Here is a 25,253-nt window from a genome sequence, read left to right on the forward strand (position 1 = left end):
CCCTGTCTCGGGGGGGCCCCCGCGCACCCGCACTGGGTGGTGGGCGTCGGACCGTACGGTCCGACGCCCTCACCGGTGTGCACCCCGCGGCCGGCCCGGCGGCCCTCAGGCCGGCTTCGGCTCGCAGACCATGAACACGAAGTCGTGCCCCAGCTGCGGCAGGACGGCGTCCTCGGCGGCGAAGCAGCGTTCGATGAGCCTGGCCTCGGCCTCGCTGCCGTCCCGGAAGTTCTGTGCGATCCCGGAGAACGCGACGTGCAGCACCGTGCCGCCGTAGGGGCGTTCCTCCAGGACCCGGTAGCGGCTGCGCAGCGCGGGCAGCAGCCGGTCCGCGTCGACGGCCTCCGAGGGGTCGTCCAGCCGCATCGACAGCAGGCTCGGCCGTACCGCCCGCCGCTTGAGCCGCCCGTCGGCCAGCCTGCGCCGCTCGGGCGGGAGGTGGCCGAGCAGCTGGTCCACCGCCCGCAGCTGGCCGCTGGTCCACTGGAACCTGGTCGGGCCGACGTACTCGTCCACGACCAGCAGTCCGCCGGGGTTGAGCAGTCCGGCGATCCGGTCCATGGTGTGGTCGAGCCGGTCGAAGTGGTGCAGCGACTGGAGGCCGAGCACGATGTCGTACGTCTCCCCCGCGCGCAGCAGGTCGCGGACGTCGGCGGTGCGGAAGCCGAGCACGTCGTCCAGGCCGAGCTCCTTGGCCTGGCCGGTGGCGTAGGCGATCCGGTCCGGGGAGATGTCGATGCCGGTGATGTGCTCGAAGACGCCGAGGCGGGCCCAGATGACCTCGTTGCCCCCGGTGCCGCAGCCGAGCGACAGGGCGCGCAGGCCGGTGCGTTCGGCCAGCCACCTGTCGGCGACGTACTGCGGGAACCCGGTCTCGGGGTCGCCGCTGGCGAAGGTGTTCCACCGGCGGACGACGGCGGGTATCGCCCACCACTCCTGGAGCGAGGGGTCGACGGCGGACCAGTGGGTGACCACCCGTTCCGTACCGCGGACCCGCACCTTGGACACCAGCCGGTCGAGTTGCCCGCGCCGCAGCTTCCGGCCGACCCGGTAGACGTCGTGACGGTTCACCAGATTGTTGAACACGTTCTCTCCCTTGTGTGAACGGGTCACCACCGGGGGCGCCCACCGGCCGGCCCGCTGCCTGCGGCCGCCTTCCTAGATCCCGCGCAGGCGCCAGGACTTCCACCAGAGCCACTCGCGCCCCTTGGCCACCACGGCGGTGAGCACCAGCGGCTGCAGGTACGGCATCGCCCGGGGCCCGATCCGGCGGCGCAGCCGGAGGCCGTGGTACTCCGGCAGGGTGCGGTAGGCGGGCCAGCACTCGGCGGCGAAGGCGAGGAGTTCGGCCTCGGGGACTTCGCGGGTGCGGCCCCGGTCGTAGGCGCGGACGGCGCGCCGCAGGGCGAAGCGGGCGAGTCTGCGGTTGACGGTGTCGGCGAGCCGGCGGGCGTCGGGGATGCGGTCACCGCACTTGGCGATCACCGAGTCGTAGGCGGTCTTGCACTGCCGCAGGTCGTCCATCTGTCCGCCGAACTCGGTGGCGGACATGTTCCCGCCGTGCCGGCGGTAGTACGCCTGGTCGACGCCCTTGACGTAGCCGACGTCGGCGCGCGCGGCGAGCCGCATCCACATCTCGATGTCGCCGGCGTGCGGCAGCTCGGGGTCGTAGCCGCCGACCTCCTTCTGCAGCGAGGTGCGGACCACCACCTCGGGCGAGGTGATGCAGCCGTGTGCCTCCCTGAAGCGCCGCTCCAGCCACCACCCGCCCGGGAAGACCGAGGTGCCGCGCAGCCGGGTACGGGCGGGCGGCAGCGGTGTGCCGTGCTGGAAGTGGATGGGGTGGCCGTAGACGAAGCCGACGCCGGGGTTGGCGTCCAGCAGGGCGGCGGCACGGGTCAGCGCCCCGGGGGTGAGCCGGTCGTCGGCCGAGAGCAGGACGGTGTAGTCGCCGTCGGCCCACTCCAGCAGGCCCTCGTTGTAGGTGGCGATGTGCCCCTTGTTGGTCTCGTGCACCCGGACCTCGATCCGGGGGTCGGTGGCGGCCAGCCTCCGGGCGACCTCGGCGGAGTCGTCCGGCGAGGCGTCGTCGATGATCAGCACCCGGACGTCGACGCCGGGTTGCTCGTCCAGCACGCTGCTCACGCAGTCGGCGAGATAGTGCCCGTACCTGTAGCACGGGATGACCACGCTCACGGTGCTCACTGCGCTGTTGTCCTTTCGCGGTCGGGGTCGGAGGCGGGGGCCGGTCCCGCCGGGAGGGCGGGACCGGCCCGGGTCGGGCGGCTGTCAGCCGGAGCGGCGCGCCGCGGCCGAGGCCGCGCCGGAGGGCGGGGTGAGCGGCGCGGGCTCACGGCCCGGGGTCGCCGTCCTCGGCCCGTTAGCCTTGCCCAGCAGGCCGTTCAGGAGTCCGCCGAGGATGTCCGTCACCGGCTTCAGCGGCAGGGCGAGCTGCAGTGCGGTGGTCTGGGCCGCGGCGGCCGGCCTGACGTTGGTGAAGACCGGGTCGACCCAGTAGTTGGTGGAGTTGAAGGTGCTGGTCGGGAAGCCGCTGGAGCCGTACCGGTAGACGCCGTTGGCGCTGCCGGGGCCGTCGGCGACGGCCCGCAGCGGGTACGCCGAGTAGCCCGCCGCGAGGTAGCCGTTGCTGGCGGAGTAGTGGCCCTTCGGCGCGTAGTACGAGACCAGGTAGCTGGTGTTGGCGGTGATCGCCACCGGGGTCGCGAAGTTGAGCTGCTGCCAGCCGGAGGCGCTCTCGCTGCTGAAGGTCCCGGTGGCGAGCTGGGTGCCGGAGTTGCTCCACAGCGTCGCGGTGTGGGTACCGGTGTTGGCGACCGACTTGTAGAACCGCACGCCGGTGATCCAGCCGTCCAGGGTGGAGCTGAACCGGGTGCCCACCTCGACGGCGGTGCCGTCGCCCGAGTCGAGGCTGGCCGGTGCCGCGGTGGAGTTCCACAGCGAGCAGGGGCAGCTGACCGCGGGCGGGGTGGCGTTGGTGGTGAAGGTCCAGGTCCTGGGCCCGCTCATCGGGTTGCCCCACGGGTCGCTCGCCTGCACGGTGGCCGTGTACGCGGTGTTCAGCGCCAGCTGCCCGTTGGGGCGCAGCGTGGCGGTGGCGGTGGCGGAGTCGTAGCCGACGGTCGCGGTGACCGGGGTGCCGCCGGGGCCGGTCAGGGTGAACTTGAGGGTGGCGGTGTCGACGGTGTGGTTGAAGGTGGCGGTCGGGGTCGCGGTGATGGCGACCTGGGTGGCGCTGTTGGCCGGGGTGACGGCGGTGACGGCCGGCGGTGTGACGGTGTCCACCGAGGTGTCGAGGACGGCGTCCACCCAGTAGTTGGAGTCGTGGTAGCTGGAGGTCGGGAAGCCGCCGCCGGTGGCGTAGCGGTAGACCGAGTTGTCGCCGTCGGCTCCGGCCATCAGGGCCTTGATCGGGTCGATTCCGGCGCCCTGGCTGGTGAAGTAGCCGTCGTCGTAGGAGTAGTGGCCGTTGGGGGCGTAGTAGGAGGCGATGTAGGTGGTGTTGGCCTTGACCGGGACGGGTGTGGCGAAGGTCAGCTGCTGCCAGCCGGAGGCGCTCTCACTGGTGAAGGTGCCGGTGGCGAGCCGGGTGCCGTCGGTGCTCCAGAGGCTGCCGGTGTGGGTGCCGGTATTCAGCGCGGACTTGTAGAACCGCACGCCGGTGATCGCGCCGTTGGTGGTGGTGCGGAACTTGGTGCCGAGTTCGATCGCTCCGGCGTCACCGGAGTCGACGTGGGCCGGGGTGGCCGAGCTGGGCCAGATGGTGCAGGGGCACTGCTGCGGGCCGACGGTCAGGCTGACGGCGGTGACCGTCCCGGTGTTGACGGAGTCGTTGACGCCGCGGACCTGGATCTGGGCGGCGCCCTGGGTCAGCGGCGTCCAGGTGTAGCTCCAGTTGGCGAGGCCGGTGGCGCCCTTCCAGGTGTTGCCGCCGTCGACGGAGACCTCGACCCGGGCGACCTGGCCGCCGCCGAGGTCGGCGGCGGTGCCGGTGACGGTGACGGGCTTCTGCACCGGGACGGTGACGCCCGGGGCCGGCGAGGTCACCACGACGGTGGGTCCGGTGAGTTCGGTGGAGGCGGTGGCCCGGACCAGGCCGGACTGCAGGCTGGTCGGCTGGACGCCCATGTCGGCGAGCAGGTTGACGGTCGCCTGCTGCATCCGCGGGTCCTCGGTGGTGGCGTTGCCCACGTGCAGGGTGTCCAGGCCCCAGGACCACTGGACCGTTCCGGCGCCGAAGACCAGCGCCTTGGAGGCCGGGTCGCGGTAGATGGTCGGGCTGTGGGTGGCGACGCCGTTGCCGTAGGTGTTGCCGTTGTCCAGCAGGTAGGTGCCGTCGGTGACGGAGACGGTGGTGGAGGAGAGGTCGATGGCGCCCGGCGGCCGGGAGCCGTTGTCCTCGTCGACGTCCCACTCGTAGCCGAGGGTGCCGGTCGGGAAGGTGGCGACCTGCCCCGGTTGCAGGTTGGCGATGGAGGTGTTGCGCCACAGTCGTAGCTTGGCGTACTGGGCGGGGACGGTCATCGCGTCGTTGCGGTAGCCGTTGACCCGGAACAGCTGTCCGGTCAGGGCGTTCTGCGGTTTGCCGCCGCCGCGTCCGGCGCCGACCGGGTCCATCCAGGTGCCGGTCCACTGGCCGCTGGGGTCGGGCACGCCGTCCACGCCGGGGATCTGGAGCTTGCTCTCCTTGTAGCTGACCATGGTGCGGTAGGCGGTGCCCGAGCCGTCGAGGGAGTTCTCGAAGCGGGTGCGCCAGAACATCTCGTTGCCGGAGAAGAAGGCCAGGTTGACGCCGGCCGCCTTGGCGGCCGTCACGTTGTCGCGCTGGGCCTGGTTCCAGTACTCGTCGTGGCCGTTGGACAGGAAGACCTTGTGGTTCTGCAGCAGCAGTCCCTTGGTGGTGACGTCGATGCCGGAGAGGTAGCTGACGTCGTACCCGTTGCGTTCCAGCCAGGCGATCATCGCGTACTCGGAACCGTAGACGCCGTTGTCGGCTCCGATGTCCAGCGGGCGGTTGTAACTGACCTTGTACGCACGGCCGTCGGGCGCGGGCCCGGAGCCGTTGTACAGGTTCTGGCCGCCCCACGTGTTGTAGGCCTGCCAGGTCTCGTCGCTGGTCTGCACCACGATGTCGCTGTGGCTGCTCTCGTCCCGGACGACGATCGGGTACGGCATCAGGCCGTTGCCGTCGGTCTGCGAGATGTTGGCGATGTAGAGGCCGGAGACGGCGTCACTGGGGACCGTCCAGGTGGCGGTCACGGTCCAGTTGCCGCAGTCGACCAGTCCGGTGGAGCTGTCGGAGAGGCAGTTGGGCTGGCTCTTGGCCGCGAACGTGGCGGTGGGCGAACTGGGCATCCTGCGCGCCCGGTCGCCCTGGTACCAGCCGAGGCGGTAGACGTCGATCGTGTACGGCACCGGCGACTGCACCTTGAACTGGACGGTGTCGCCGGGCTTGACGCTCTCGTGGGTGGTGAAGCCCTGGATGCTGCCCCAGGCGTTCGGGGAGTACCAGTCCTCCATCTGGTCGCCCGGCTTGCTGTTCTCGCAGGCGACCTTGTTGGTGACGGGCGCGGCGCACGGGTCGCCCGCCGCGTGGGCGGCCGGCGCCGCGAGGACGCCGGAGGCGACCAGCAGCACGGCCGCGAGCAGGGCTCGCAGGAGCCCGCCGGTGCCGTGGCCGCCGCGTCGGATGGATGGACTGGGTGGGGACGTGTTCATGCCGCTGCCGTTCTTCATTGCCGTTGCTCCCCTGCTGTGCCTACGAACTCCCGGGCACCGGTTCGGGCGCCGTTGCCCGTTCCGCCGCCCCAGCCGCCGCCCGGAGGAACCGGGCCGGGTTGCCGGCCCAGACCTCCAGCGGAGGTACGTCGTGCAGTACCACCGATCCCATGCCGACCAGCGACCACCGGCCGACCGTGGTGTACTCGCGGACCATCGAGCCCGCGCCGAGGTAGCAGCCGCGCTCCAGCCGCACGCCGCCGCCGAGGCGTACCCCGGTGGCCAGCGTGGCCAGGTCGGCCACCTCGGTGTCATGGGTGAGTACCGTCTGCGGCATCACCGCGACGTGCGCGCCGACCGTCGCCCGCGCGGTGATCACCACCTGGGCGAGCAGCACGCTGCCGGGGCCGAGTTCGGCCGAGCCGGCGATCTGCGCACTGGGGTGGACCAGGGTGGCGTACCTGTCCTCGGACAGTTCCAGCCGCTCCACCAGGTCCGAACGGCTCGTGTAGACACGGGGGTTGACGGTGCACAGGACGACCTGCGCGTCGGGCAGGTCGTGCACCGCCTCGGCCGGCCCGAGCACCGGGACGCCGTCCACCTCGGTGCCGTGCAGGGCCGGGTCGTCGTCCAGGAAGCCGCGCAGCCGCCAGCTGTCACCGGCTGCGCGGGCCGCTTCGGCGGCCTCCCGTCCGAAGCCCCCGGCCCCGACGATCAGCAGGTCCCGCCTCAGCACGGCGCGGCCGTACGGTCGGCCGGGGCGAGCGGCACCAGCGCACCGTCGCGTTCCAGGCTCAGTGCGGCCGCCTCCAGGATCTCCAGGACCCGCAGTCCGGAACGGCCGTCGGTGAGCGGCGCGCGGCCCTGCCGGATGGCGGCGGCGAACTCCTCCACCACTCCGCGCAGGGCCTCCTTCTCGCCGAGCGCGGGCGCGATCATGTCGCCGGAGCGGTAGTTGACCAGCCGCTCGCGGCGCTCGCCGGCACCGAGCTGCTCGGGGGTGGCGATGTCCACGCCCCGGTCGAACAGGGCGATCCGCTGCTGCGGGTTGAGGTCGTCCCAGATGACGGTGCGCTTGGAGCCGCCGACCATGGTGGTGCGCACCTTGGTCGGGGAGAGCCAGTTGACGTGCACGTGCGCGATGGCGCCCGAGGCCAGCTGCAGCGTCAGGTAGGCCACGCAGGCTCGGCCGACACCGAGCGGGTCGGCGCCCTGGGCGGCCACCGCGACCGGCCGGTCGGCCTCGGGCAGGACCGCGTCCAGGATGGACAGGTCGTGCGGCGCGAGGTCCCAGAGCACGTCCACGTCCTTCTGGACCAGCCCGAGGTTGATCCGGACCGAGTCGACGAACTGGATGTCGCCGAGCTCTCCGGAGCCGACCAGCTCGCGGATCCGGCTGACCGCCGGGGTGTAGCAGTAGGTGTGGTCGCACATCAGCACCAGGCCGCGCCGCTCGGCCTCGGCCACCAGCAGCCTGCCCTCCTCGCCGGTGGCCGCGAGCGGCTTCTCCACCAGGACGTGCTTGCCCGCGCGCAGGGCGGCCAGCGCCACGTCGAGGTGGGTGCCGGCCGGGGTGGCGATGGCGACCGCCGCCACCTCGGGGTCGGCGAGCACGGCGGCGTAGTCGTCGGTGGCGGCCACCGTGGAGTACTCGCCCAGCACCCGCTCGGCCCTGGCCAGGTCCAGGTCGCAGACCCAGCGCAGCCGGAACTCCTCCGAGGCCTGGAAGTTGCGCACCAGGTTCGGACCCCAGTAGCCGGCCCCGACCACGGCCAGGCCCAGCGGACGGGCTTCTGCCTGGACGGTCGGTGCAATGGCTGTCACGTGACGGTTCCTTTCGGCGGAGTTCGACAGTTCGTCCGACTTTGACGGTGCATCAATCAGCTGCTCGCCGGAGGGCGTTCAGCAGACGTATCAGTACGCACCCTTGCCACGGGCGACGGCGCCGGTGGTGCGCAGCAGAATCTGCGCGTCCAGGGCGTGGGACCAGTTGTCGACGTAGCTGAGGTCGAGCCGGACGGCTTCCTTCCAGGGCAGGTCGGAGCGCCCGCTGACCTGCCACAGCCCGGTCAGTCCGGGTTTCACCAGCAGCCGGCGGCGGGTGACCTCGTCGTAGTCCAGGGTCTCCTCGGGCAGCGGGGGCCTCGGGCCGACCAGCGACATGTGTCCGGCCAGGACGTTGATCAGCTGCGGGAGTTCGTCCAGGGAGTAGCGGCGCAGGAAGCGGCCGACCCCGGTGGTCCTGGGGTCCCTGGTCATCTTGAACAGCGGGCCGTCGCCGTTGACGTTGAGCGCGGCGAGTTCGTCCCTGAGTTCCTCGGCGTTCTGCACCATGGTGCGGAACTTGAACATGGTGAACTGCTCGCCGCCCAGCCCGGCCCGGCGCTGCTGGAACAGCACGGGTCCGGGACTGCTGCTGCGGACGGCGGCCGCGACCACCAGCAGCAGCGGGGTGAGCAGCAGCAGTCCCACGGCGGCCAGCAGCCGGTCGACGATCTCCTTCGGCAGCCGGGCGGCCAACGACCCTGCGGGCGCCCGGAGATGGAGCAGCGGCAGGCCGCCGACCGTCCTGACGTCGAGCCGGGCGGCGCAGACGTCCGAGAGCCGCGGGCTGATCAGCAGCTGGACCCCCTCGGCGTCGAGGTCCCAGCCGAGACGGCGCAGTGCCATCTGGTCCAGGGCCGCGTCCGGCAGCACGATGACCATCTCGCAGCCGGTCCGGCGGACCACCGGGAGCACGTTGTCCCGGCCGCCGAGGACGGGCAGTTGCGGGTCGGGCAGCCGGTCCGGCAGCGGTGCCGCGGTGAGGCAGGCGCCGATCAGCCGCAGACCGTGCGGCGACTGCCGGGCCAGCGACTCGGCCAGCTCGGCGACCGCCCCGGGGTTGCCGACCACCAGGACCCGGCGCAGGTCGCGCCCGGCCGCCCAGGCGACCGCCAGCCGCCACTGCAGCACGCGGCGCAGCAGTGCGGTCAGCACGCCCGCCCCGGCCAGTGCGAGCACCGCGTCGTGGACCAACTCGTCCCGGCCGAGGGCGAGTTCGGAGCCGAGCACGGCGACGGCCCCGAGGGCGAGCGCGGCCCTGGTTATTCGGCGGTAGTCCTCCCGGCCGCCGGCCAGGTGGCGCTGTCCGTAGCCGCGCACGGCCAGCAGGGCGAGCGGCCACAGCAGCGGCAGCAGGAGGACGACCTCCCGCCGTCCGCCGCAGAGGTGGGCGGTGAAGGCGGTGGCGGCTGCAGCCACCAGGTCCATGACGACGAGCTTCGGGAGATGGTCGTACTGCCACCTCCGGTGCAGCTCACGCGGTGTGATGACATCACGGATTCTCTCCGAACGTGCGGCCGACTCCACGGCCATGCTTCCCCCCTGGTGCGTCCGACGAAGGTTGCCCGAACTGCGAGAAGCGAGCGCCGGACACCGACATCCCCCACCGAAGGCCGTGTCGCTCGCGTAGCACCATGCGATCCCCAGGGAGCAAGGTAGTCGCCCGATCACCTCCCGCGAGGACAAACCGCAAACAATCTCTCCAACTATGTAGCAGTACAGTGGAGATAGCGTTAGTACGAACACACGTACGCGGGCCGCCCGAACACCGAATCCCCTGACCACGGCACACGATCCGGCGCATACTTGGCACGCGCCAGCTGGAGGGGAACGATGAATCCTGTGACGGTCGAAGTGATCGTGGTCACCTGGAACAGTGCCGAGGTCCTGCCCGGGCTGCTGGACTCCCTGGAGCAGGGGCTCCACGGCGTCCACTGGAGACTGACGGTGGCCGACAACGCCTCCGCCGACGACACCCTGACGATCCTTCAGGACCGGTTCCCCGAGGCCGGGATCGTCCGGACCGGGTACAACGCCGGGTACGCGGCGGCCATCAACGCCGCCCTCGCCCGGATCGCCCCCTGCACCGCCGTCCTGGTCCTCAACCCGGACATCCGGCTCGCCCCCGGCTGCGTCGCGGCCATGCTCCCGCAGCTCGGCCGGGCGGACACCGGCATCGTGGTCCCCCGCCTGCACGGCGAGAGCGGCGCCCTGACCCACTCGCTGCGCCGCGAACCCGCCGTGCTGCGGGCGGTCGGCGAAGCCGTCCTCGGCAACCGGCGGGCCGGGCGCTTCGCGCTGCTCGGCGAGATCGTCACCGCCGAGGCCGCCTACCGCACCGCCGCCTGCGCCGACTGGGCCACCGGCGCGGCCCTGCTGATCTCCTGGCAGTGCGTCCAGGACTGCGGCCCTTGGGACGAATCGTTCTTCCTGTACTCCGAGGAGACCGAGTACGCACTGCGCGCCCGCGACCTCGGCCACCGCACCCGGCTCGCCCCCGAGGCCCACGCCGTGCACCTGGAGGGCGACTCCGAGGTCTCGCCCCGGCTGTGGACACTGCTCACCCTCAACAAGGTCCGGCTGTTCCGCCGCCGCAACTCGGCGCCGGCCACGGCCCTGTTCTGGGCGGCGACCCTGCTGCGCGAGAGCTCCCGGGCCCTGCTCGGCCACCGGCGCAGCCGCCGGGCCGCCGCCGCCCTGCTCAGCCCGGCCCGCCTGCGGACCCGGCCCACCGCGGACAACCTGGCCTGAACCGTGTACCTCTCCTCCAGCCGGGCCGCCGACTCCACCCAGCAGGCCGCGGCCGGATCACCCCGGTCCCGGGCCGGGCGCCGGGTCGCCGCCAACGTCGTGGCCCTGGGCCTGGTCAGCTTCCTCACCGACATCTCCTCCGAGATGGTCAGCTCGGTGCTGCCGCTGTACTACACCTCGGTCCTCGGTCTGACGATGCTTCAGACCGGTTTCCTGGACGGCCTGTTCAACGGTGCCTCGGTCTTCCTGCGGCTGGCCGGCGCCCATCTCGCCGACCGCTTCCACGTCCGCAAGCCGGTCGCGGTGGCCGGCTACGCGCTCTCCGCCGTGTGCAAGCTGGGCCTGCCGGCGGCCGGTGCGTCACTGCCTGGCATCAGCGCCGTGCTGGCCGTGGACCGCAGCGGCAAGGGTCTGCGGACCGCCCCGCGCGACGCGCTGATCTCGCTCTCCAGCACCCCCGAGACCCAGGGCCGGGCCTTCGGCGTGCACCGCACCCTGGACACCGCGGGCGCCTTCGGCGGCCCGCTGATCGCCTTCGCCGTGCTCTCGGCCGTCGCCACCGCCTACGACGCGGTGTTCGTGGCCAGCTTCTGCGTGGCCGCCGTGGGCGTCCTGGTGCTGCTGCTCTTCGTCCGCGAGCGGCGCGGCAGTACGGCCGGAGGCACCGCCGGAAGCACCGCCGGAGGCACCGCCGCCGAGCGCCGGCCGGTCACCCTCCGCACCGGGCTCGGCCTGCTGCGCGACCGGAGATTCGGCCGCACCTGCCTGTGCGTGATGCTGCTGGAGACCGCGACCATCAGCGACGCCTTCGTCTACCTGACGCTCCAGCACCAGGACGACCTCGCCGCCCGCTGGTTCCCGCTGCTGGCCCTCGGCACCGCCGCCCCGTACCTGCTGCTCTCGCTGCCGCTGGGCTCGCTCGCCGACCGGGTCGGGCCCTGGCGGCTCTTCCTCGGCGGACACGTCTGCTTCCTCGGGGTGCTGGCACTGCTCGCCTCCTCCTGGGGCGGCCCCGCGGTGCTGGTCGCGGTGCTCGCCCTGCACGGCGTGTTCTACGCGGCCACCGACGCCCCGCTGATGGCGCACGCCGCCGCCCTGCTGCCCGCCCACGCCCGGACCTCGGGCTTCGCGGTGCTGCAGAGCCTCCAGGCCCTCGGGATGTTCGCCTCCTCGCTGCTGTTCGGGATGGCGTACCGCTTCCAGGGCCCGCAGTGGACGCTGCACGTCTTCGGCGCCGGGCTGCTGCTCTGCCTGGTGGCGGCGGCCCTGCTGATCCGCACCACCGAGAAGCCGACCGTGGAAGAGGCGATGTGACACCGCCCCGGGAAGCCCTGCCCGAGACCGACCAGGACGGCCCGGTGTTCACCAGGGCCCGGGTGATCGTCTTCGCCCTGGCCCTGGTCCTGCTCGCCGCCCTCGGCGTCGGCTACGGCCTGCACGCCGCCGGCCGCGCCGACCGCAGCATGCACCGGGGCTCCGGAGCCGCCCCCGCCGCCGACGAGCTGAACCTCACCGGCGCCCACGGCGAGCTGCTCTTCCGCGACACCGAACCCGGGCCCGGCTTCGGCTTCCTGGCCACCGTCGACCGCGCCGACTCCACCGGCCCGCGCACCGTCGGCCGGACCTCCTGCGAGCGCGTCTACGCCGCCGCCGGGACGGTCGTCTGCCTCACCACCGAGTACGGCGCGATCCCCAGCCACCACGTCAGGATCCTGGACGCCACCCTGCACGAGACCCGCAGGATCGACCTCGGCGCGGGCGCCCCCAACCGCGCCCGGATCTCGGCCGACGGCCGGATGGCCTCCTGGACGGTCTTCACCTCCGGCGACTCCTACGCCACCAACTCCTTCTCCACCCGCACCTCCATCCTGGACGTCCGCAGCGGAGCCCTGACCGCGACCCTGGAGGACTTCACCGTCCACAAGGACGGCAGGCTCTACATGCCGGTGGACCGCAACTTCTGGGGCGTCACCTTCACCTCCGACGACAACACCTTCTACGCCACCATGTCCCCGGTCAGCACCGGGAGGACCTACCTGGTCAAGGGGGATCTGGCGGCCCGCGCCTTCACCGTGCTCAGGGAGAACGTCGAGTGCCCCTCGCTCTCCCCCGACAACACCCGGATCGCCTTCAAGAAGCGCATCTCCGGCGATCCCGTCCGGCCCTGGCGGCTGTACGTCCTCGACCTGGCGAGCGGCAGGGAGACCGAACTCGCCGAGACCCACAGCGTCGACGACCAGGCCGCCTGGCTCGACGACGCCACCCTCGCCTACGCGCTGCCGGCCCCCGGCGGCACCGGATCCGATCTGTGGACCGTCCCCGCCGACGGCACCGGCGCCCCCGCCCTCCTGCTGCACGGCGGCTTCTCCCCCGCGCTGCTGCCCTGAGCCCGCCGCGGACCAACGCGACCGGCTCGACCAACGCGCCCGCCGCCGCGGCATCCGGCGGCGGCGGGCGTCCGATGGCCGGTCAGTAGATCAGGTACCCGGGCCGGTGCCCCTCGTCGGCGATCTCGCCGTCCGCCTGGGACCTCAGCCGGTGCGACAGGTCCTCCAGCGCCCGCGAGGCCGCGAGCTCCTCGCCGATCCGCGCCAACGGGCGGTCGTCCACGCTGCGGGTCGACTCGCCGTGCCCGCGCAGCCCCGGTGCCCTCGGTCCGACCAGAGCCGCCTCGCAGACGGTGTGCACACCGTCCTCCGAGAAGCTCAGCTGCACATCCCACTGGTTCTGCATGACCGACCTCCCAATCCCCCTTCTGCCGTCGCTACCACCAGCGTGCGCCCCGTCCCCGCCGCCTGCAAGAGTCCGGCGCACCGCCGCCGCCCGCCCCGCCGGACGGCGCGCACGGCGTTCTCCGACCGGCCGTCAGAGCGCGCCGTCACCTCCCTTCTCCCTTCGCGCCGGACCCGGCCGTCCCCTCGGCGGAGATCGACGGCGCCGACCTCACGGCGCCGGCCGCGCCGGCACTCGCCGCCGCGGCGGTCCGGCGGGAGGCGGCGGCCGGCGCGGACGGCGCCCGCGCCCTGCGGGCCCGTACCGTTCAGGACGTGACCTCGGACCGGGTCCGCAGGAGAATGGGGTGAGGTGATCTCTCCGAGGGAGGGAGCTCGGACATGGCCCGCTCAGTCGGTATCGACCTCGGTACCACCAACTCCGTCGTCTGCATCCTGGAGGGCGGCGAGCCCTCCGTCATCCCGAACGCCGAGGGGGCCAGGACGACGCCGTCCGTCGTCGCCTTCGGCAAGGGCGGCGAGGTCCTGGTCGGTGAGGTCGCCAAGCGCCAGGCGGTCACCAACGTGGACCGCACCGCCCGCTCGGTCAAACGCCACATGGGCGAGCCCGGCTGGCACTTCCCGGAGTCCGGCGACATCGACGGCAAGCGGTACACGGCGCAGGAGATCTCCGCCCGGGTGCTGCAGAAGCTCAAGCGGGACGCCTCCGCCTACCTGGGCGAGGAGGTCACGGACGCCGTGGTCACCGTCCCCGCGTACTTCAACGACGCCCAGCGGACGGCGACCAAGGAGGCCGGTGAGATCGCCGGTCTGCGGGTGCTGCGGATCGTCAACGAGCCGACCGCGGCCGCGCTCGCCTACGGGCTGGACAAGGAGAACGAGCAGACGATCCTGGTCTTCGACCTCGGCGGCGGCACCTTCGACGTCTCGCTGCTGGAGATCGGCGAGGGCGTGGTGGAGGTGAAGTCCACCAACGGCGACACCCACCTCGGCGGGGACGACTGGGACCAGCGGGTCGTCGACCACCTGGTCAAGGAGTTCAGGAACGGCTACGGCGTGGACCTCGGCAAGGACCGGATGGCCTCGCAACGGCTCCGGGAGGCGGCCGAGAAGGCGAAGATCGAACTGTCCTCGGCCACCGAGACCACCATCAACCTGCCCTACATCACGGCCTCCGCCGAGGGCCCGCTGCACCTGGAACAGCGGCTCAGCCGGGCCGAGTTCCAGCAGCTCACCGCCGACCTGCTGGAACGCTGCAAGACCCCGTTCCACCAGGCGGTGGAGGACGCCCGGATCACCGTGCAGGACATCGACCACGTGATCCTGGTCGGCGGCTCGACCCGGATGCCGGCCGTCACCGAGCTGGTCAAGGAGCTCACCGGGCGCGACCCGCACAAGGGCGTCAACCCGGACGAGGTCGTCGCCATCGGCGCCGCCCTGCAGGCCGGTGTCCTCAAGGGTGAGGTCAAGGACGTCCTGCTGCTCGACGTCACCCCGCTGTCCCTCGGCATCGAGACCAAGGGCGGCATCATGACCAAGCTGATCGAGCGCAACACGACGATCCCGACCAAGCGCTCGGAGATCTTCACCACGGCCGAGGACAACCAGCCGTCCGTGCAGATCCAGGTCTACCAGGGCGAGCGCGAGATCGCCGCGTACAACAAGAAGCTCGGCATGTTCGAGCTGACCGGCCTGCCGCCGGCCCCCCGCGGCCTGCCGCAGATCGAGGTCACCTTCGACATCGACGCCAACGGCATCATGCACGTCGGCGCCAAGGACCTCGGCACCGGCCGGGAGCAGCGGATGACCGTCACCGGCGGCTCCGCCCTGCCGAAGGAGGACATCGGCCGGATGATGCGGGACGCCGAGCAGCACGCCGAGGAGGACCGTCGCAGGCGCGAGGCCGCCGAGACCCGCAACCAGGCCGAACACCTCGTCTACACCACCGAGAAGCTGCTCCGGGAGAACCCGGACAAGGTCCCGGAGAACGTGAAGAGCGACGTCGACCGGGCGATGACCGAGCTCAGGGAGGCCCTGAAGGGCACCGACGACGCGGCGGTCCGCACCGCACTGGAGCGCGCGAACACGGCGGCGCAGCAGATCGGCGCCGCGATGTACGCGCAGGCGTCGCAGTCCCGGGCGCAGGGCGGCCCGGCGGCGGAGGGCGGCCCGTCCGCACCCCGGGACGACGAGGTGGTGGACGCCGAGATCGTCGACGAGGACCGGCCGAAGGGGACAGCCCCATGAACGATTCCCACGACCGCGACCGCTCCTCGGAACTGGTCCTGTGCGGCCCCCGGCGGCACGCCGAACCGGAGTTCCTCCCCGCCCCTTCGGCCGGCTCCGCCGACGAGGCGCCGACGACGCCCGCCGAGCTGGCGGCCCGGCTGGCCGAGCGCACCGCCGATCTCCAGCGCGTGCAGGCCGACTTCGAGAACTACCGCAAGCGGGTGCGGCGGGACCGGCTGGCCGTCCGCGAGATCGCGGTGGCGAACGTCCTGTCCGGCCTGCTGCCCGTGCTCGACGCCCTGGACCGGGCCCGCGCGTGCGGCGATGTGACCGGCGGCTTCCGGGCCGTCGCGGACGAACTGTCCGATCACCTCGGAGCCCTCGGCCTGCGCTCCTTCGGCGAGGTGGGCGAGCCCTTCGACCCCACCTGCCACGAGGCCCTGCTCAACGCCCGCTCCCCCGACGTCACCGCTCCCACCTGCAGTGCCGTCCACCGGCCCGGCTACCGGGTCGGCGCCCACCTGCTGCGCCCGGCCCAGGTCACGGTCGCCGAGCCGACCGAGGGCTGACGCATCGTCAACCACCGTCCGGGGGCGCCGGATCGGCCGTTCCGACGCCCGGGCGGGAGACTCCACCCGGGTGCGGCCGTCCCGTGCCCGCCGGGCGGCCGCCCCGGACCGGCCGGGACCGTCGGTCCGCCCGGGTACCCTTGCGGATTCGGCGAGGGAGGCATCCGGGGAGGGATCAGGGTGACGCGGACGGCAGGATGGACCGCCAACGGGCTGCACTGGCACGGCGGCCGCCCCTACCTGAGCGCGCGCAACGGCGAGCGGGAGCACGAGCGTCCGGTGGCCTCGGGCGAGCGGATCGGCTGGCTGCTCACCGGCCCGCGCCGCTGCACCGGCGTCTGGCTGCCCGGTGAGCCGCAGCGCCGCCCCTGCCCGCACGGCGCGACCATCGACCCGGCCGGCGCCGCCGTCCAGTGCCCGGCCTGCCAGAGCGCGGACCGGGGCCTCGCGCTGGCCCGCGACCAGATCCTCGACGACGGCCGCACCTACCGCCTCTACCTCGCGTGGCTCGGCACCGGCCTGCTCAAGGTCGGCCTGACCGCCGAACAGCGCGGCACCAGCCGCCTGTTGGAGCAGGGTGCGCTGGCCTTCACCTTCCTCGCGCGCGGCCCGCTGCCGGGCATCCGCCGCGCCGAGCTGACGGTCTCCGGCGCGGGGCTGGCCCGCGAGCGGTACCGCGGCCACGCCAAGACCGAGGGCTGGTGGCACCTGCCGGCCGCCGAGCGGCGCCGCGACGACCTCGCCGGGGCCCGCGCCGAGGCACTGCGCCTGCTGGCCGGCCACCACCGGATCGAGCACCACCCGGACGGCCGGATCACCGACCACGTCGAGCTGTTCGGGCTCACGGACGGCGCCCCCGCCGAGTACCGCGAGGTCGCCGGGCTGTCGGACGGCGCCGTGCTCTCCGGCGCGCTGCGCCGCCCGATCGGCCGCCACCTCTTCCTCGACCAGCCCGACGGCCTGCCGCTGCTGCTGGACACCCGCCGCCTGGCCGGCTGGACGCTCTCCGCCACCGACCGCCCGGCGGGCCCGGGCCTCGACCTCCGCCCGCGCCGCCGCCCCGAGGCGCCGACCACCCAGGACGCCCTGTTCTGAGGCCCGTCCGGCGGTTCCCGCCGGCTACCGCACCGGCCGGAACTCCGGACCGTAGGTGCCGGTGCCGTCGGGCAGCGCGATGCCCATCAGTCTGATCGCCGGAGCCTCCAGGTGGAACATCGCGTACACGGCGTCGTCCAGGGCGTCCCGGTCGCCCCGCTCCCAGGCGGTCTCCAGGCCTTCGAGCACCCGCGCGAAGGTCTCGTCGAACTGCCGGAGCAGCTGTCGCACCTCGTCCGGGGGCGAGGGCCAGCCGCCGGGCGGCACCACCCCCATCGGGCGGGTGTCCGGGAACGGGACGGCTTCACCGCTGTACTCCCAGGCCCTGCCGGTCTGACGCAGCCGCCGCTCGTGGTAGATCTCACCGAACGCGTAGTAGTGCGCCGGGAAGTCGTCGCCGAACGGCTCGTCCGGCGAGGCCGAGGTCCCTTCGCCCTGCTCCTTGATGGTCCTGATCGCGGTCTCGACGCCGCCGAGACCGCGCACCCGGGTCAGCCGGTTCGGCCCGATCCGCAGGGTCAGCTGGCCGGCCTCGGAGACCGCGGGGCGGACGGCCCGGAACGCGGCGAGCAGCGCGTCGTAGAACGCGCCGATGGTCGGCGGCCCGACCTCCCGGGTGAGCGGGGCCTCGGGCGTCTCGATGCCCATCAGGACGTCCCTGACGTACGGCTTGGTGAGCCCGGAGAGGTACACGGTGAGGCCGCTCCGCACCCCGCCGGGCAGCGGCCCGGGATAGGTCGGGACGGCGGCGGTGATCTTCGGTGAACCGCCCACGGCCACCAGCAGGTTGCAGGCCAGGCCCATGTGGTACATCTCGTCGGCGATGATGCGCTCGATCAGTCTGGCGGGCTCGCCGGAGCGGTCCCTGATGGACCACCAGCCGCACAGGTAGGGCGGGATGGTGGCCAGTTCCAGCTCCACCGCGGCCTGCAGGGCGCTCCTGATCCAGGAGACGTCGCGCCGGTCACGGGCCACCCCCATCAGCTGGACGACGCTGCCCACCGCACCGGCCACCGCCGCACCCGCCGCCTCGGCCACCGCCCCGGGGCCCTCGCCGCGCGGCCCGGCCGACGCCGTCCCCGCCAGGAGGGCCGGGGCTCCGGTCGCCAGCGTGGCTGATCGGAGGAACCCCCGGCGGCCCAGGGACGGCAGCCGCCGGCCCGTCCCGTTCTCGACCGGATCGCTCACAGCGTGCTCCGTTCTCAGAGGGCTCCACCCGGTGCGGAGCCGCGTCCGCCTGCTCCCGGCGGGTGGCGAAGCTACCAAGGAGACCGGGCCGGGACCCGGCACCGCCGCCGGTCCGGTGTGCCTGCCGCCCGGTTTGCCACCCGGGCGGGTCAATCCGCCGCTCGCGCCCGCCCGGTCCGCGCGGCACGACACGGCAGGCAGGTCGCGGGGGTGCCGGCCGGGGAGGTGCCGGCGGTGCCGTACGGATGCTGCCGGGTGGGCGTGCCGACATCATGGAAACAGCACTCCTGAACGCGGTACACCGAGGAGGTCCGCCGTGACCGGAACCGGATGGAGCCTCCCGACCGACACCCCCCGCGAGTGGCTGCCCGCACTCGACGTTCCCGAGCCCGGCCGGCAGCGCCGGCTGACCGTCCTGCTGCGGCTGCTGCTGCTGGTCCCGCAGTTCGTCGTGGTCTTCCTGCTGGGGATCGTGGCCCTGCTCATGGTGGTGATCGGGTGGTTCGCCGCCCTCGTCCTCGGCAGGCTGCCGGACCCCGTGCACGAGTTCCTGGCCGGGTACCTCGGCTACTCGACCCGGGTGAACGCCAGCGCCATGCTGCTGGTCGACCGCTACCCGCCGTTCACCCTCGAAGCACCCCCGGACTACCCGGTCCAGCTGGAGCTGCGGGCCGGGCCGCTCAACCGCCTGGCCGTGTTCTTCCGACTCCTGCTGATGATCCCGGCCGCCGTCGTGAGCAGCCTGGTCACCGCCGGCTGGTACAGCCTGGCGTTCTTCTTCTGGCTGCTGGTCCTGCTGCTCGGACGCATGCCGCGCCCGCTGTTCGAGGCGACCGCCGCCACCCTGCGGTACGGGATGCGCGTGCACGCCTACGGTCTGCTGCTCACCCCGGCCTATCCCAAGCGGCTGTTCGGCGACGACCTGCCCCCGGACACCCTGGAGGGGCCGCGCTCCGCCACCCGGCCCCTGCTGCTGGGCGGACCGGCCAAGGCCCTGGTCGTCGCCTTCCTCGTGCTCGGACTCCTCGGCTACGTCGCCTCGTCCTTCGGCAGCCCCCGCAGCGAGGAGAACGCGGATCCGCGCGGGGGCCCCGCCGCGACGCTGTCGGTGCAGCACCGGGCACCGCCGTGGCCGGCGGCCGACGGCAGGCCGCTCGGCCGGCCCTAGAACCGGTGGGCGTCCACCTCGGCGAGGTAGCGGGCGCGGGTCGGCCCGTCGAGGAAGGACGCCTCGAAGGAGTTCCTGGCCAGGGTGCGGACCTGCTGCTCGGTGAGGCCGAGGACGGCGGCGACCTCGGTGAGGTTCAGGTCGACGTAGCCGCCGAAGTAGGCGGGGTCGTCGGAGTTGACGGTGGCGACCAGTCCGGCGTCGAGCATCCGCCGCAGCGGGTGGTCCGCGAGGGTGTCGATGCAGCGCAGCCGCACGTTGGAGAACGGGCAGAGGGTCAGCGGGATCCGCTCCCGAACCAGGCGCTCGACCAGCTCCGGGTCCTCCATCGCCCGCAGGCCGTGGTCGATCCGCTCGACCTTCAGCAGGTCCAGCGCCTCCCGGACGTACTCGGCGGGGCCCTCCTCGCCCGCGTGGGCGACGGCGCGCAGGCCCAGTGCGCGGGCCCGGTCGTAGACGGCGGTGAACTTGGACGGCGGGTTGCCGACCTCGGCGGAGTCCAGGCCGACCGCGGTGATCCGGTCCAGGTACGGCAGGGCCGACTCCAGGGTGGCGAGCGCGGACTCGGCCGACTGGTCGCGCAGGAAGCACAGGATCAGCCGGGTGGTGATGCCGTACCCGGCCTCGCTGCGCTCCAGCGCGGCGGTGAGCCCGGTGACGACGGTGTCGATCGGGACACCCCGGGCGGCGTGCGCCTGCGGGTCGAAGAAGATCTCCGCGTGCCGGACGCCCTGGGCCCGGGCGCGGGCCAGGTACGCGTCGGCCAGGTCGGTGAAGTCCTGCGCGGTGTGCAGGACGTCCATCAGCCGGTAGTACAGGTCCAGGAAGGACTGCAGGTCGTCGAAGCGGTACGCCGCGCGCAGCTGCTCCACGTCGGCGAAGGGCAGCGTGACGCCGTTGCGCTCGGCCAGCGCGAAGGCCAGCTCCGGCTCCAGCGTGCCTTCGATGTGCAGGTGCAGCTCGGCTTTGGGTATCGGCATCGGTCAATCCTACGGACTCATGCCCTCCGGAAATATCTGACGAGTCAGTTACTGTTGTGTCAGGTGAATTGCTCGTCCCCTCGACAAGGCAGGTTTCCCCCATGCAGCTCGTCTACGTCCTCGATGCCTACTGCGGCTGGTCCTACGGCTTCGCCCGCACCATGGCCACGGTCGCCGACCGCCACCCCGAGCTGCCCGTCGAGGTGGTCTCCGGCGGCCTGTTCACCGGTGCCCGCCGGGTGCCGATCCGCGAGTTCGGCTACGTCCAGGGCGCGAACGCCCGGATAGCCGAGCTGACCGGGGTCGAGTTCGGCCCGGCCTACGAGCGGCTGATCGCCGACGGCTCGTTCGTGATGGACTCCGAGGACGCCGCCCGCGGCCTCGCCGCCCTGCGCGCCGCCGCCCCCGGGCGCGCCGCCGAGCTGGCCGCCGACATCCAGGAGGCGTTCTACCGGGACGGCCTGAGCCTCTCCGACGCCGCCACCTACCGGAAGACCGCCGAAGCCGCGGGCCTGGACGCCGACGCCGTCGTCCGCCACTTCGAGTCCCCCGCCGCGACGGCCGACGCCGCCGCCGACTTCCGCCGGGCCGCCCAGCTCGGCGTCGAGGGCTTCCCGACCCTCCTCGCGGTGGACGGCCGCCGGGCCACCGTCCTGGCCGTCGGCCACGCCACCGCCGCCGAGGTGGACCGCCGCCTCGCCGCCCTCCGGTGATCCGAGACCACCCTCCCCCAGGAGACTTTCCGATGAACACCCTCGACTTCAAGGTCGTCGACCTGGACTTCCCGGTCGGCAGCAGGAACAAGACCGCCACCCTGGTCACCGGCGAGCGCGAGGCCCTGCTGGTCGACACCGGCTTCACCCGGGCCGACGGTCACCGCCTGGTGGCCGAGGTCCTGGACTCCGGCAAGGAGCTGACCACGGTCTTCATCAGCCACGGCGACCCGGACTACTACTGGGGCGCCGAGGTCGTCGCGGACGCCTTCCCCCAGGCCCGGCTGGTCGCCACCACACCGGTGATCGGCCACATCCGCGCGAAGTTCGAAGGAAAGCTGAAGGCCTGGGAGGCGGTCGGCGCCAACCGTCCGACCCGGCTGGTCGAGCCGGCACCGCTCACCGGGGACCTGTACCTGGAGGGCCACCGCTTCCAGCTGATGGGCGGGAGCGCCGGTCTGCCCGACCGCCACTACCTCTGGCAGGCCGAGCACCGCGCGGTGCTCGGCGGTGTCCTGGTCTTCCAGCGCGAGCACGTCTGGACCGCCGACACGCCCCGGGTCGAGCAGCGCACCACCTGGATCGAGCTGCTGAACGAGATGGAGGCGCTGGACCCGCGCCTGGTCGTCCCCGGCCACCGGCTGCCCGGCACCCCCGCCGACCCCAGCGCCATCGCCTGGACCCGCGACTACCTGCTGGCCTTCGAGGCGATGCTCCCCGCGGCCGCCAACGGCGCGACCGTCACCGAGGAGCTGGTCGAGCGGTACCCGGACGCGGGCATGCTGATCGCCGCCCAGATCGGCCCGAAGGTCGCCAAGGGCGAGCTGGCATGGGGCTGACGCCGACCGCACCCGTGCTCTCCGCCGCCCCCGCCGACGTGGTCCGCCGGCAGTACCCGGCCTCCGCCGGGGTGGTCCGCCGGCAGTACCCGGCCTCCGCCGACGGCGATCCCGACGCCCTGCGGGCCACCCTGGCCGACGACGTCGAGTGGACCGAGATGACCGGCTTCCCGCTCGCCGGGACGTACCGCACCCCGCCGGGGTCACCGCCGACGTGACGGCGGAACCCGCCCGGGACCGGGACGGCTGGACCGCCCACGACGACAGCTACGCGGTGGACGGCGAGAACGTCGTGGTGCCGGCCCGCCACACCGCCGTCGACCGGGCCACCGGCGGGCCGCTGGACGTCGGGGTGGCCCACCACTTCGTGGTCCGGGACGGGCTGATCGTCCGCTTCGAACAGTCCGTGGACACCGCGGAGGTGCTGGCCGCGATGCGGCCCTGAAGCCCGGCCGCCCCGGCCCGGACTGGACGGCCGGTGCACCCGGCCGGGACGATTGGGCCGGGCACCAGTTCGATCGACCAGGGAGGGCTCGCGGTGGCGGACCAGCAGATCAGCAGCGGGGCACAGGCCGCCGCCGACCCCCGGATCAGGGCGGTCGGCGTGCTGCTGAGTGCTTCCGCCCTGCTGGAGCACCAGCTCGGCACCGCGATCCAGCGCGAGGCCGGGATCAGCCACCCGATGTTCGAGATCCTGCTGATCCTGGCCGAGCGCCCCGACGGCGCCCCGATGAGCGAGCTCTCCGGACGGCTGGTCGTCACCAGCGGCGGCGCGACCCGCCTGGTCGACCGGATGGTCAAGGCCGAGCTGGTCCGGCGCCGCCCGTCCCCCGACGACCGGCGGGTCCAGCTGGTCTCGATGACCGAGCAGGGCGAGGAGGCGCTCGTCCGGGCCGCCCGTGCGCACGTCCGGGAGGCGGACCGGCAGCTGTACGCGGCGCTGCCGCCGGGCGAGCTCACCGACATGATCGGTGCACTCGACCGGGTCGGGCGGCACGCCCGCTCCCTGCTGCCGCCGCTCCGCTAGTCCGGCCGCCGGTGCGGACGGTCGAGCCGGCCCCGACGCGTCGGCGGATCGTCCGGCACTGTCCTCCCGGCCTGTGGGCCCCGTCCTTATCCGGTGCTGACGCCCCTCCGGGCACCCTGGTGAGGTCACTCACAGCGTTTCGGAGCAGGTCCTGACCCTGTGGCAGACTCGGGAGCCATGCACACCAGCCAGACATCCAGGACGATCCGGGCAGCGGTCTTCGCCGCCCTGGTGGTGCTGCTGGCTGCCCTGAGCCAGGTGGTGCTGAGCGGTCGGCCGCTGCCGGTGACCGTGCTCGGCACGGCCGCCCTGGCGACCTTCCTGGTCGCGTTCGTCTGCTCCGGCGCCGAGCGGGGCTTCGGCCGGATCCTGGCCCTCTTCCTCCCGACCGAACTGGCGGTCAACGTCCTGTTCGACCTCGGCCAGGCCACCTGCCCCGGCGGCGACACCGCGCTGCACGGCGGCCGGACCGGCCTCGAAGCCCTGATCTGCGGCGGCGGCTCGGTCGGCGGCTTCCTCACCGACCCGGCGGCCACGGCGACCTCGCTGAACGGGCTCTCGGTGCTGGTCGGGCACGTCCTGCTCGCCGTGCTCGCCTCCTGGTGGCTGCGGCAGAGCGAGCGCGCCCTGCGCGGCCAGGCCACGGTGGCCCGGGCCCTGCGCGAACTGCTCGCGGGCGCGCGGCCGGTGCTGCGCCTGCTCGCCCCGCTCCCGGTCCGGCCGGTGCTCCGGCTGCGGATCCCGCGGGCCAGCCGCGAGCGGGTCCCCGCCGAGCCCGCGCTGCTCCGCCCCGCCGTCCGACGCGGCCCGCCGGCCTGCGCGCCGGCCTGCTGAGCACCGTCCCGTACCTCACGCAGGCCCCGCCGCCCACGGCACTTCGCCGGGGCGCGCCCAGCCGTACCCGGACCGCGTGAAACAGGAACCCACCATCATGAGCAACCAGCAGAAGAAGCTGAACAAGTCCGCCACCGAGCGACTGAAGGAGCAGCGGCTCCGCGAGGAGAAGTCCGCCAGGACGCGCCGCCGGATCGTGATCGGCGCGGCCTGCGCCGCCGTCCTGGCCCTGGCGGTGGGCGTGACGGTCGCGGTGAGCGGCAACGACGGCGGTGACGGCGCCGCCTCGGGGCCGCTGGTGGTCCCCGCCAACGCCTCCGGCCAGGACGGCACCGTGATCACCTACGGCAGGGCCGACGCCCCGCACACCCTCAAGATCTACGAGGACTTCCGCTGCCCGATCTGCGAGCGGCTGGAGACCACCGACGGCAAGACGATCCAGCAGCTCGCGGACAGCGGCACCTACAAGATCGAGTACCACATAGCCACCTTCCTGGACGCCAACCTCGGCGGAAAGGGCTCGCGCACCGCGCTGGCGGCGGCCGGGGCCGCGCTGAACGAGGGCGTGGACAAGTTCAAGCAGTTCCACGACGTGCTCTACGCGAACCAGCCGAACGAGCAGACCGACGGTTTCGGCGACGTCAACCACCTGCTCGACCTGGCCGGGAAGGTCCCCGGGCTGAAGACGGACGCCTTCGTCAAGGCCGTCCAGGACGGCACCTACGCGCCGTGGGCGGCCAAGGTCTCCCAGGCGTTCAACTCCAGCGGTGTCAGCGGCACGCCCACCCTGATGCTGGACGGCAAGACGCTGAACGTCTTCACCAACGGCACCCCGATCAGCCCCGAGCAGTACCAGGCGCTCGTCCAGCAGACCATCTCGGCGGGCTGAGCCGATGTCCTTCACCGAGACCGTCCGAACCGGGCGGCGGACGGCCTGGCTGCTGGTGGTGACCGGAGCGGTCGGGCTGGCCGCCTCGATCGAGCTGACCCTGGACAAGATCCGGCTGCTCCAGAACCCGTCCTACGTGCCCAGCTGCAACATCAACCCGATCATCAGCTGCGGTTCGGTGATGCGCAGCTCCCAGGCGTCGGTCTTCGGCTTCCCCAACTCGCTGATCGGGCTGGTGGCCTTCGGCGTGGTGATCGCGATCGGCGCCGGGCTACTGGCCGGGGCGACGTACCGGCGGTGGTTCTGGCTCGGCCTGCAGGCCGGCGTGGTCTTCGGCATCGGCTTCGTCACCTGGCTGATGACCCAGACGCTGTACTCGATCAACGCGCTCTGCCCGTACTGCATCGTGACCTGGTCGGCGATGATCCCGCTGTTCTGGTACACCACCCTGCACAACCTGCGCGGCGGGGTGATCCCCGTGCCGCGTGGGCTGCGCCCGGTGGTCCGGGAGGCGGCCCGCTACCACTGGGCGGTGCCGGTGCTCTGGTACGCGGTGATCGCCCTGCTGATCCTGGACCGCTTCTGGTACTACTGGCGGACCCTGATCTGACGCTCGGCCCCGACGCGGCGGCCCGGATCCCGGTCCGGCCCGCCGCATCCCGTGCGCGTCCCTGGCAAG

22 protein-coding genes and 1 pseudogene are annotated in these 25,253 nt (G+C 72.9%); 14 read left to right on the forward strand and 9 right to left on the reverse strand.

Going from position 1 to position 25,253, the window contains the following annotated elements:
• Window positions 1–105: 105 nt before the first annotated feature.
• From ACFC1R_RS16195 to ACFC1R_RS16220, 6 genes are all read right to left on the reverse strand, one after another.
• Window positions 106–1,086 (reverse strand): class I SAM-dependent methyltransferase, encoded by a 981-nt coding sequence (locus ACFC1R_RS16195; protein ID WP_375938934.1) that lies wholly within the window; start codon window positions 1,084–1,086, stop codon window positions 106–108.
• A gap of 72 nt (window positions 1,087–1,158) precedes the next feature.
• A complete protein-coding gene (locus ACFC1R_RS16200) occupies window positions 1,159–2,205 on the reverse strand; it encodes a glycosyltransferase family 2 protein (protein WP_375938936.1) in 1,047 nt (348 codons plus the stop codon).
• Between the two features lie 84 nt (window positions 2,206–2,289).
• The gene (locus ACFC1R_RS16205; RefSeq protein ID WP_375938938.1) at window positions 2,290–5,754 is read right to left on the reverse strand and encodes a DUF4082 domain-containing protein; all 3,465 of its coding nucleotides are present in this window, start codon (window positions 5,752–5,754) and stop codon (window positions 2,290–2,292) included.
• Between the two features lie 22 nt (window positions 5,755–5,776).
• Window positions 5,777–6,472: an acetyltransferase gene (locus ACFC1R_RS16210; protein WP_375938940.1), complete on the reverse strand. Its 696-nt coding sequence runs from the start codon at window positions 6,470–6,472 to the stop codon at window positions 5,777–5,779.
• Window positions 6,466–7,560, reverse strand: a complete 1,095-nt coding sequence (locus ACFC1R_RS16215) for a Gfo/Idh/MocA family protein (RefSeq protein WP_375938942.1) — start codon at window positions 7,558–7,560, stop codon at window positions 6,466–6,468. Before ACFC1R_RS16215 ends, ACFC1R_RS16210 begins: the two co-directional genes overlap by 7 nt.
• A 90-nt stretch (window positions 7,561–7,650) precedes the next feature.
• Entirely contained in the window at window positions 7,651–9,093 is a 1,443-nt protein-coding gene (locus tag ACFC1R_RS16220) for a sugar transferase (protein WP_375938944.1), read from the reverse strand.
• A gap of 300 nt (window positions 9,094–9,393) precedes the next feature.
• On the opposite strand from ACFC1R_RS16220, the gene ACFC1R_RS16225 reads away from it, so the two are divergent.
• Genes ACFC1R_RS16225 through ACFC1R_RS16235 form a run of 3 tightly spaced genes read left to right on the forward strand, consistent with a single transcriptional unit; the run spans window position 9,394 to window position 12,698 of the window.
• Window positions 9,394–10,311, forward strand: coding sequence for a glycosyltransferase (locus tag ACFC1R_RS16225; RefSeq protein ID WP_375938946.1), 918 nt, complete (start codon window positions 9,394–9,396; stop codon window positions 10,309–10,311).
• 3 nt (window positions 10,312–10,314) lie between these two features.
• A complete protein-coding gene (locus tag ACFC1R_RS16230) occupies window positions 10,315–11,625 on the forward strand; it encodes an MFS transporter (protein WP_375938948.1) in 1,311 nt (436 codons plus the stop codon).
• Window positions 11,622–12,698, forward strand: coding sequence for a hypothetical protein (locus ACFC1R_RS16235; protein ID WP_375938950.1), 1,077 nt, complete (start codon window positions 11,622–11,624; stop codon window positions 12,696–12,698). The genes ACFC1R_RS16230 and ACFC1R_RS16235 overlap by 4 nt, the downstream gene beginning before the upstream one ends.
• A gap of 82 nt (window positions 12,699–12,780) precedes the next feature.
• Here the strand turns inward: ACFC1R_RS16235 and ACFC1R_RS16240 are convergent, their stop codons facing one another.
• Window positions 12,781–13,044 (reverse strand): dsRBD fold-containing protein, encoded by a 264-nt coding sequence (locus ACFC1R_RS16240; protein WP_375938952.1) that lies wholly within the window; start codon window positions 13,042–13,044, stop codon window positions 12,781–12,783.
• A 380-nt stretch (window positions 13,045–13,424) separates the two neighbouring features.
• Between ACFC1R_RS16240 and dnaK the strand changes: the two genes are divergently transcribed.
• From dnaK to ACFC1R_RS16255, 3 genes are all read left to right on the forward strand, one after another.
• Window positions 13,425–15,290, forward strand: a complete 1,866-nt coding sequence (dnaK, locus tag ACFC1R_RS16245; protein ID WP_375938954.1) for a molecular chaperone DnaK — start codon at window positions 13,425–13,427, stop codon at window positions 15,288–15,290.
• Window positions 15,287–15,841, forward strand: a complete 555-nt coding sequence (gene grpE / locus ACFC1R_RS16250) for a nucleotide exchange factor GrpE (protein WP_375938956.1) — start codon at window positions 15,287–15,289, stop codon at window positions 15,839–15,841. Before dnaK ends, grpE begins: the two co-directional genes overlap by 4 nt.
• Before the next feature lie 180 nt (window positions 15,842–16,021).
• A complete protein-coding gene (locus ACFC1R_RS16255) occupies window positions 16,022–16,936 on the forward strand; it encodes a DUF2797 domain-containing protein (protein WP_375938958.1) in 915 nt (304 codons plus the stop codon).
• A gap of 24 nt (window positions 16,937–16,960) precedes the next feature.
• Here the strand turns inward: ACFC1R_RS16255 and ACFC1R_RS16260 are convergent, their stop codons facing one another.
• Window positions 16,961–18,124: a ferritin-like protein gene (locus tag ACFC1R_RS16260; protein WP_375938960.1), complete on the reverse strand. Its 1,164-nt coding sequence runs from the start codon at window positions 18,122–18,124 to the stop codon at window positions 16,961–16,963.
• 316 nt (window positions 18,125–18,440) lie between these two features.
• On the opposite strand from ACFC1R_RS16260, the gene ACFC1R_RS16265 reads away from it, so the two are divergent.
• A complete protein-coding gene (locus tag ACFC1R_RS16265) occupies window positions 18,441–19,292 on the forward strand; it encodes a DUF4389 domain-containing protein (RefSeq protein ID WP_375938962.1) in 852 nt (283 codons plus the stop codon).
• Here the strand turns inward: ACFC1R_RS16265 and ACFC1R_RS16270 are convergent.
• Complete coding sequence (locus ACFC1R_RS16270) at window positions 19,289–20,272, reverse strand: adenosine deaminase (RefSeq protein ID WP_375938964.1); 984 nt, start codon at window positions 20,270–20,272, stop codon at window positions 19,289–19,291. The genes ACFC1R_RS16265 and ACFC1R_RS16270 overlap by 4 nt on opposite strands.
• Window positions 20,273–20,373: 101 nt before the next feature.
• On the opposite strand from ACFC1R_RS16270, the gene ACFC1R_RS16275 reads away from it, so the two are divergent.
• From ACFC1R_RS16275 to ACFC1R_RS16305, 7 genes and pseudogenes are all read left to right on the forward strand, one after another.
• Window positions 20,374–20,985: a DsbA family protein gene (locus ACFC1R_RS16275; protein ID WP_375938966.1), complete on the forward strand. Its 612-nt coding sequence runs from the start codon at window positions 20,374–20,376 to the stop codon at window positions 20,983–20,985.
• Between the two features lie 32 nt (window positions 20,986–21,017).
• A complete protein-coding gene (locus ACFC1R_RS16280; protein WP_375938968.1) occupies window positions 21,018–21,824 on the forward strand; it encodes an MBL fold metallo-hydrolase in 807 nt (268 codons plus the stop codon).
• Window positions 21,815–22,269: pseudogene (locus ACFC1R_RS16285) on the forward strand (nuclear transport factor 2 family protein). The gene ACFC1R_RS16280 and the pseudogene ACFC1R_RS16285 overlap by 10 nt, the downstream one beginning before the upstream one ends.
• A gap of 93 nt (window positions 22,270–22,362) precedes the next feature.
• Window positions 22,363–22,851, forward strand: coding sequence for a MarR family winged helix-turn-helix transcriptional regulator (locus ACFC1R_RS16290; protein WP_375938970.1), 489 nt, complete (start codon window positions 22,363–22,365; stop codon window positions 22,849–22,851).
• A gap of 177 nt (window positions 22,852–23,028) precedes the next feature.
• Entirely contained in the window at window positions 23,029–23,685 is a 657-nt protein-coding gene (locus ACFC1R_RS16295; RefSeq protein ID WP_375938972.1) for a hypothetical protein, read from the forward strand.
• A gap of 97 nt (window positions 23,686–23,782) precedes the next feature.
• Entirely contained in the window at window positions 23,783–24,574 is a 792-nt protein-coding gene (locus ACFC1R_RS16300; protein ID WP_375938974.1) for a DsbA family protein, read from the forward strand.
• Window positions 24,575–24,578: 4 nt separating this feature from the next.
• The gene (locus ACFC1R_RS16305) at window positions 24,579–25,184 is read left to right on the forward strand and encodes a vitamin K epoxide reductase family protein (RefSeq protein WP_375938976.1); all 606 of its coding nucleotides are present in this window, start codon (window positions 24,579–24,581) and stop codon (window positions 25,182–25,184) included.
• Window positions 25,185–25,253: the final 69 nt, after the last annotated feature.

It is taken from the genome of Kitasatospora sp. NPDC056138 (genome assembly GCF_042264695.1).
GTDB lineage: Bacteria > Actinomycetota > Actinomycetes > Streptomycetales > Streptomycetaceae > Kitasatospora.

What these genes read in the sequence shown, in the direction of transcription:
- ACFC1R_RS16220 (WP_375938944.1), bottom strand. Translation starts at nt 9,093, where the DNA reads ATGGCCGTGGAGTCGGCCGCACGTTCGGAGAGAATCCGTGATGTCATC.
- dnaK (WP_375938954.1), top strand. Translation starts at nt 13,425, where the DNA reads ATGGCCCGCTCAGTCGGTATCGACCTCGGTACCACCAACTCCGTCGTC.
- ACFC1R_RS16305 (WP_375938976.1), top strand. Translation starts at nt 24,579, where the DNA reads ATGTCCTTCACCGAGACCGTCCGAACCGGGCGGCGGACGGCCTGGCTG.
- ACFC1R_RS16225 (WP_375938946.1), top strand. Translation starts at nt 9,394, where the DNA reads ATGAATCCTGTGACGGTCGAAGTGATCGTGGTCACCTGGAACAGTGCC.
- ACFC1R_RS16280 (WP_375938968.1), top strand. Translation starts at nt 21,018, where the DNA reads ATGAACACCCTCGACTTCAAGGTCGTCGACCTGGACTTCCCGGTCGGC.
- ACFC1R_RS16270 (WP_375938964.1), bottom strand. Translation starts at nt 20,272, where the DNA reads ATGCCGATACCCAAAGCCGAGCTGCACCTGCACATCGAAGGCACGCTG.
- ACFC1R_RS16275 (WP_375938966.1), top strand. Translation starts at nt 20,374, where the DNA reads ATGCAGCTCGTCTACGTCCTCGATGCCTACTGCGGCTGGTCCTACGGC.
- ACFC1R_RS16205 (WP_375938938.1), bottom strand. Translation starts at nt 5,754, where the DNA reads ATGAAGAACGGCAGCGGCATGAACACGTCCCCACCCAGTCCATCCATC.
- ACFC1R_RS16300 (WP_375938974.1), top strand. Translation starts at nt 23,783, where the DNA reads ATGAGCAACCAGCAGAAGAAGCTGAACAAGTCCGCCACCGAGCGACTG.
- ACFC1R_RS16240 (WP_375938952.1), bottom strand. Translation starts at nt 13,044, where the DNA reads ATGCAGAACCAGTGGGATGTGCAGCTGAGCTTCTCGGAGGACGGTGTG.
- ACFC1R_RS16295 (WP_375938972.1), top strand. Translation starts at nt 23,029, where the DNA reads ATGCACACCAGCCAGACATCCAGGACGATCCGGGCAGCGGTCTTCGCC.
- grpE (WP_375938956.1), top strand. Translation starts at nt 15,287, where the DNA reads ATGAACGATTCCCACGACCGCGACCGCTCCTCGGAACTGGTCCTGTGC.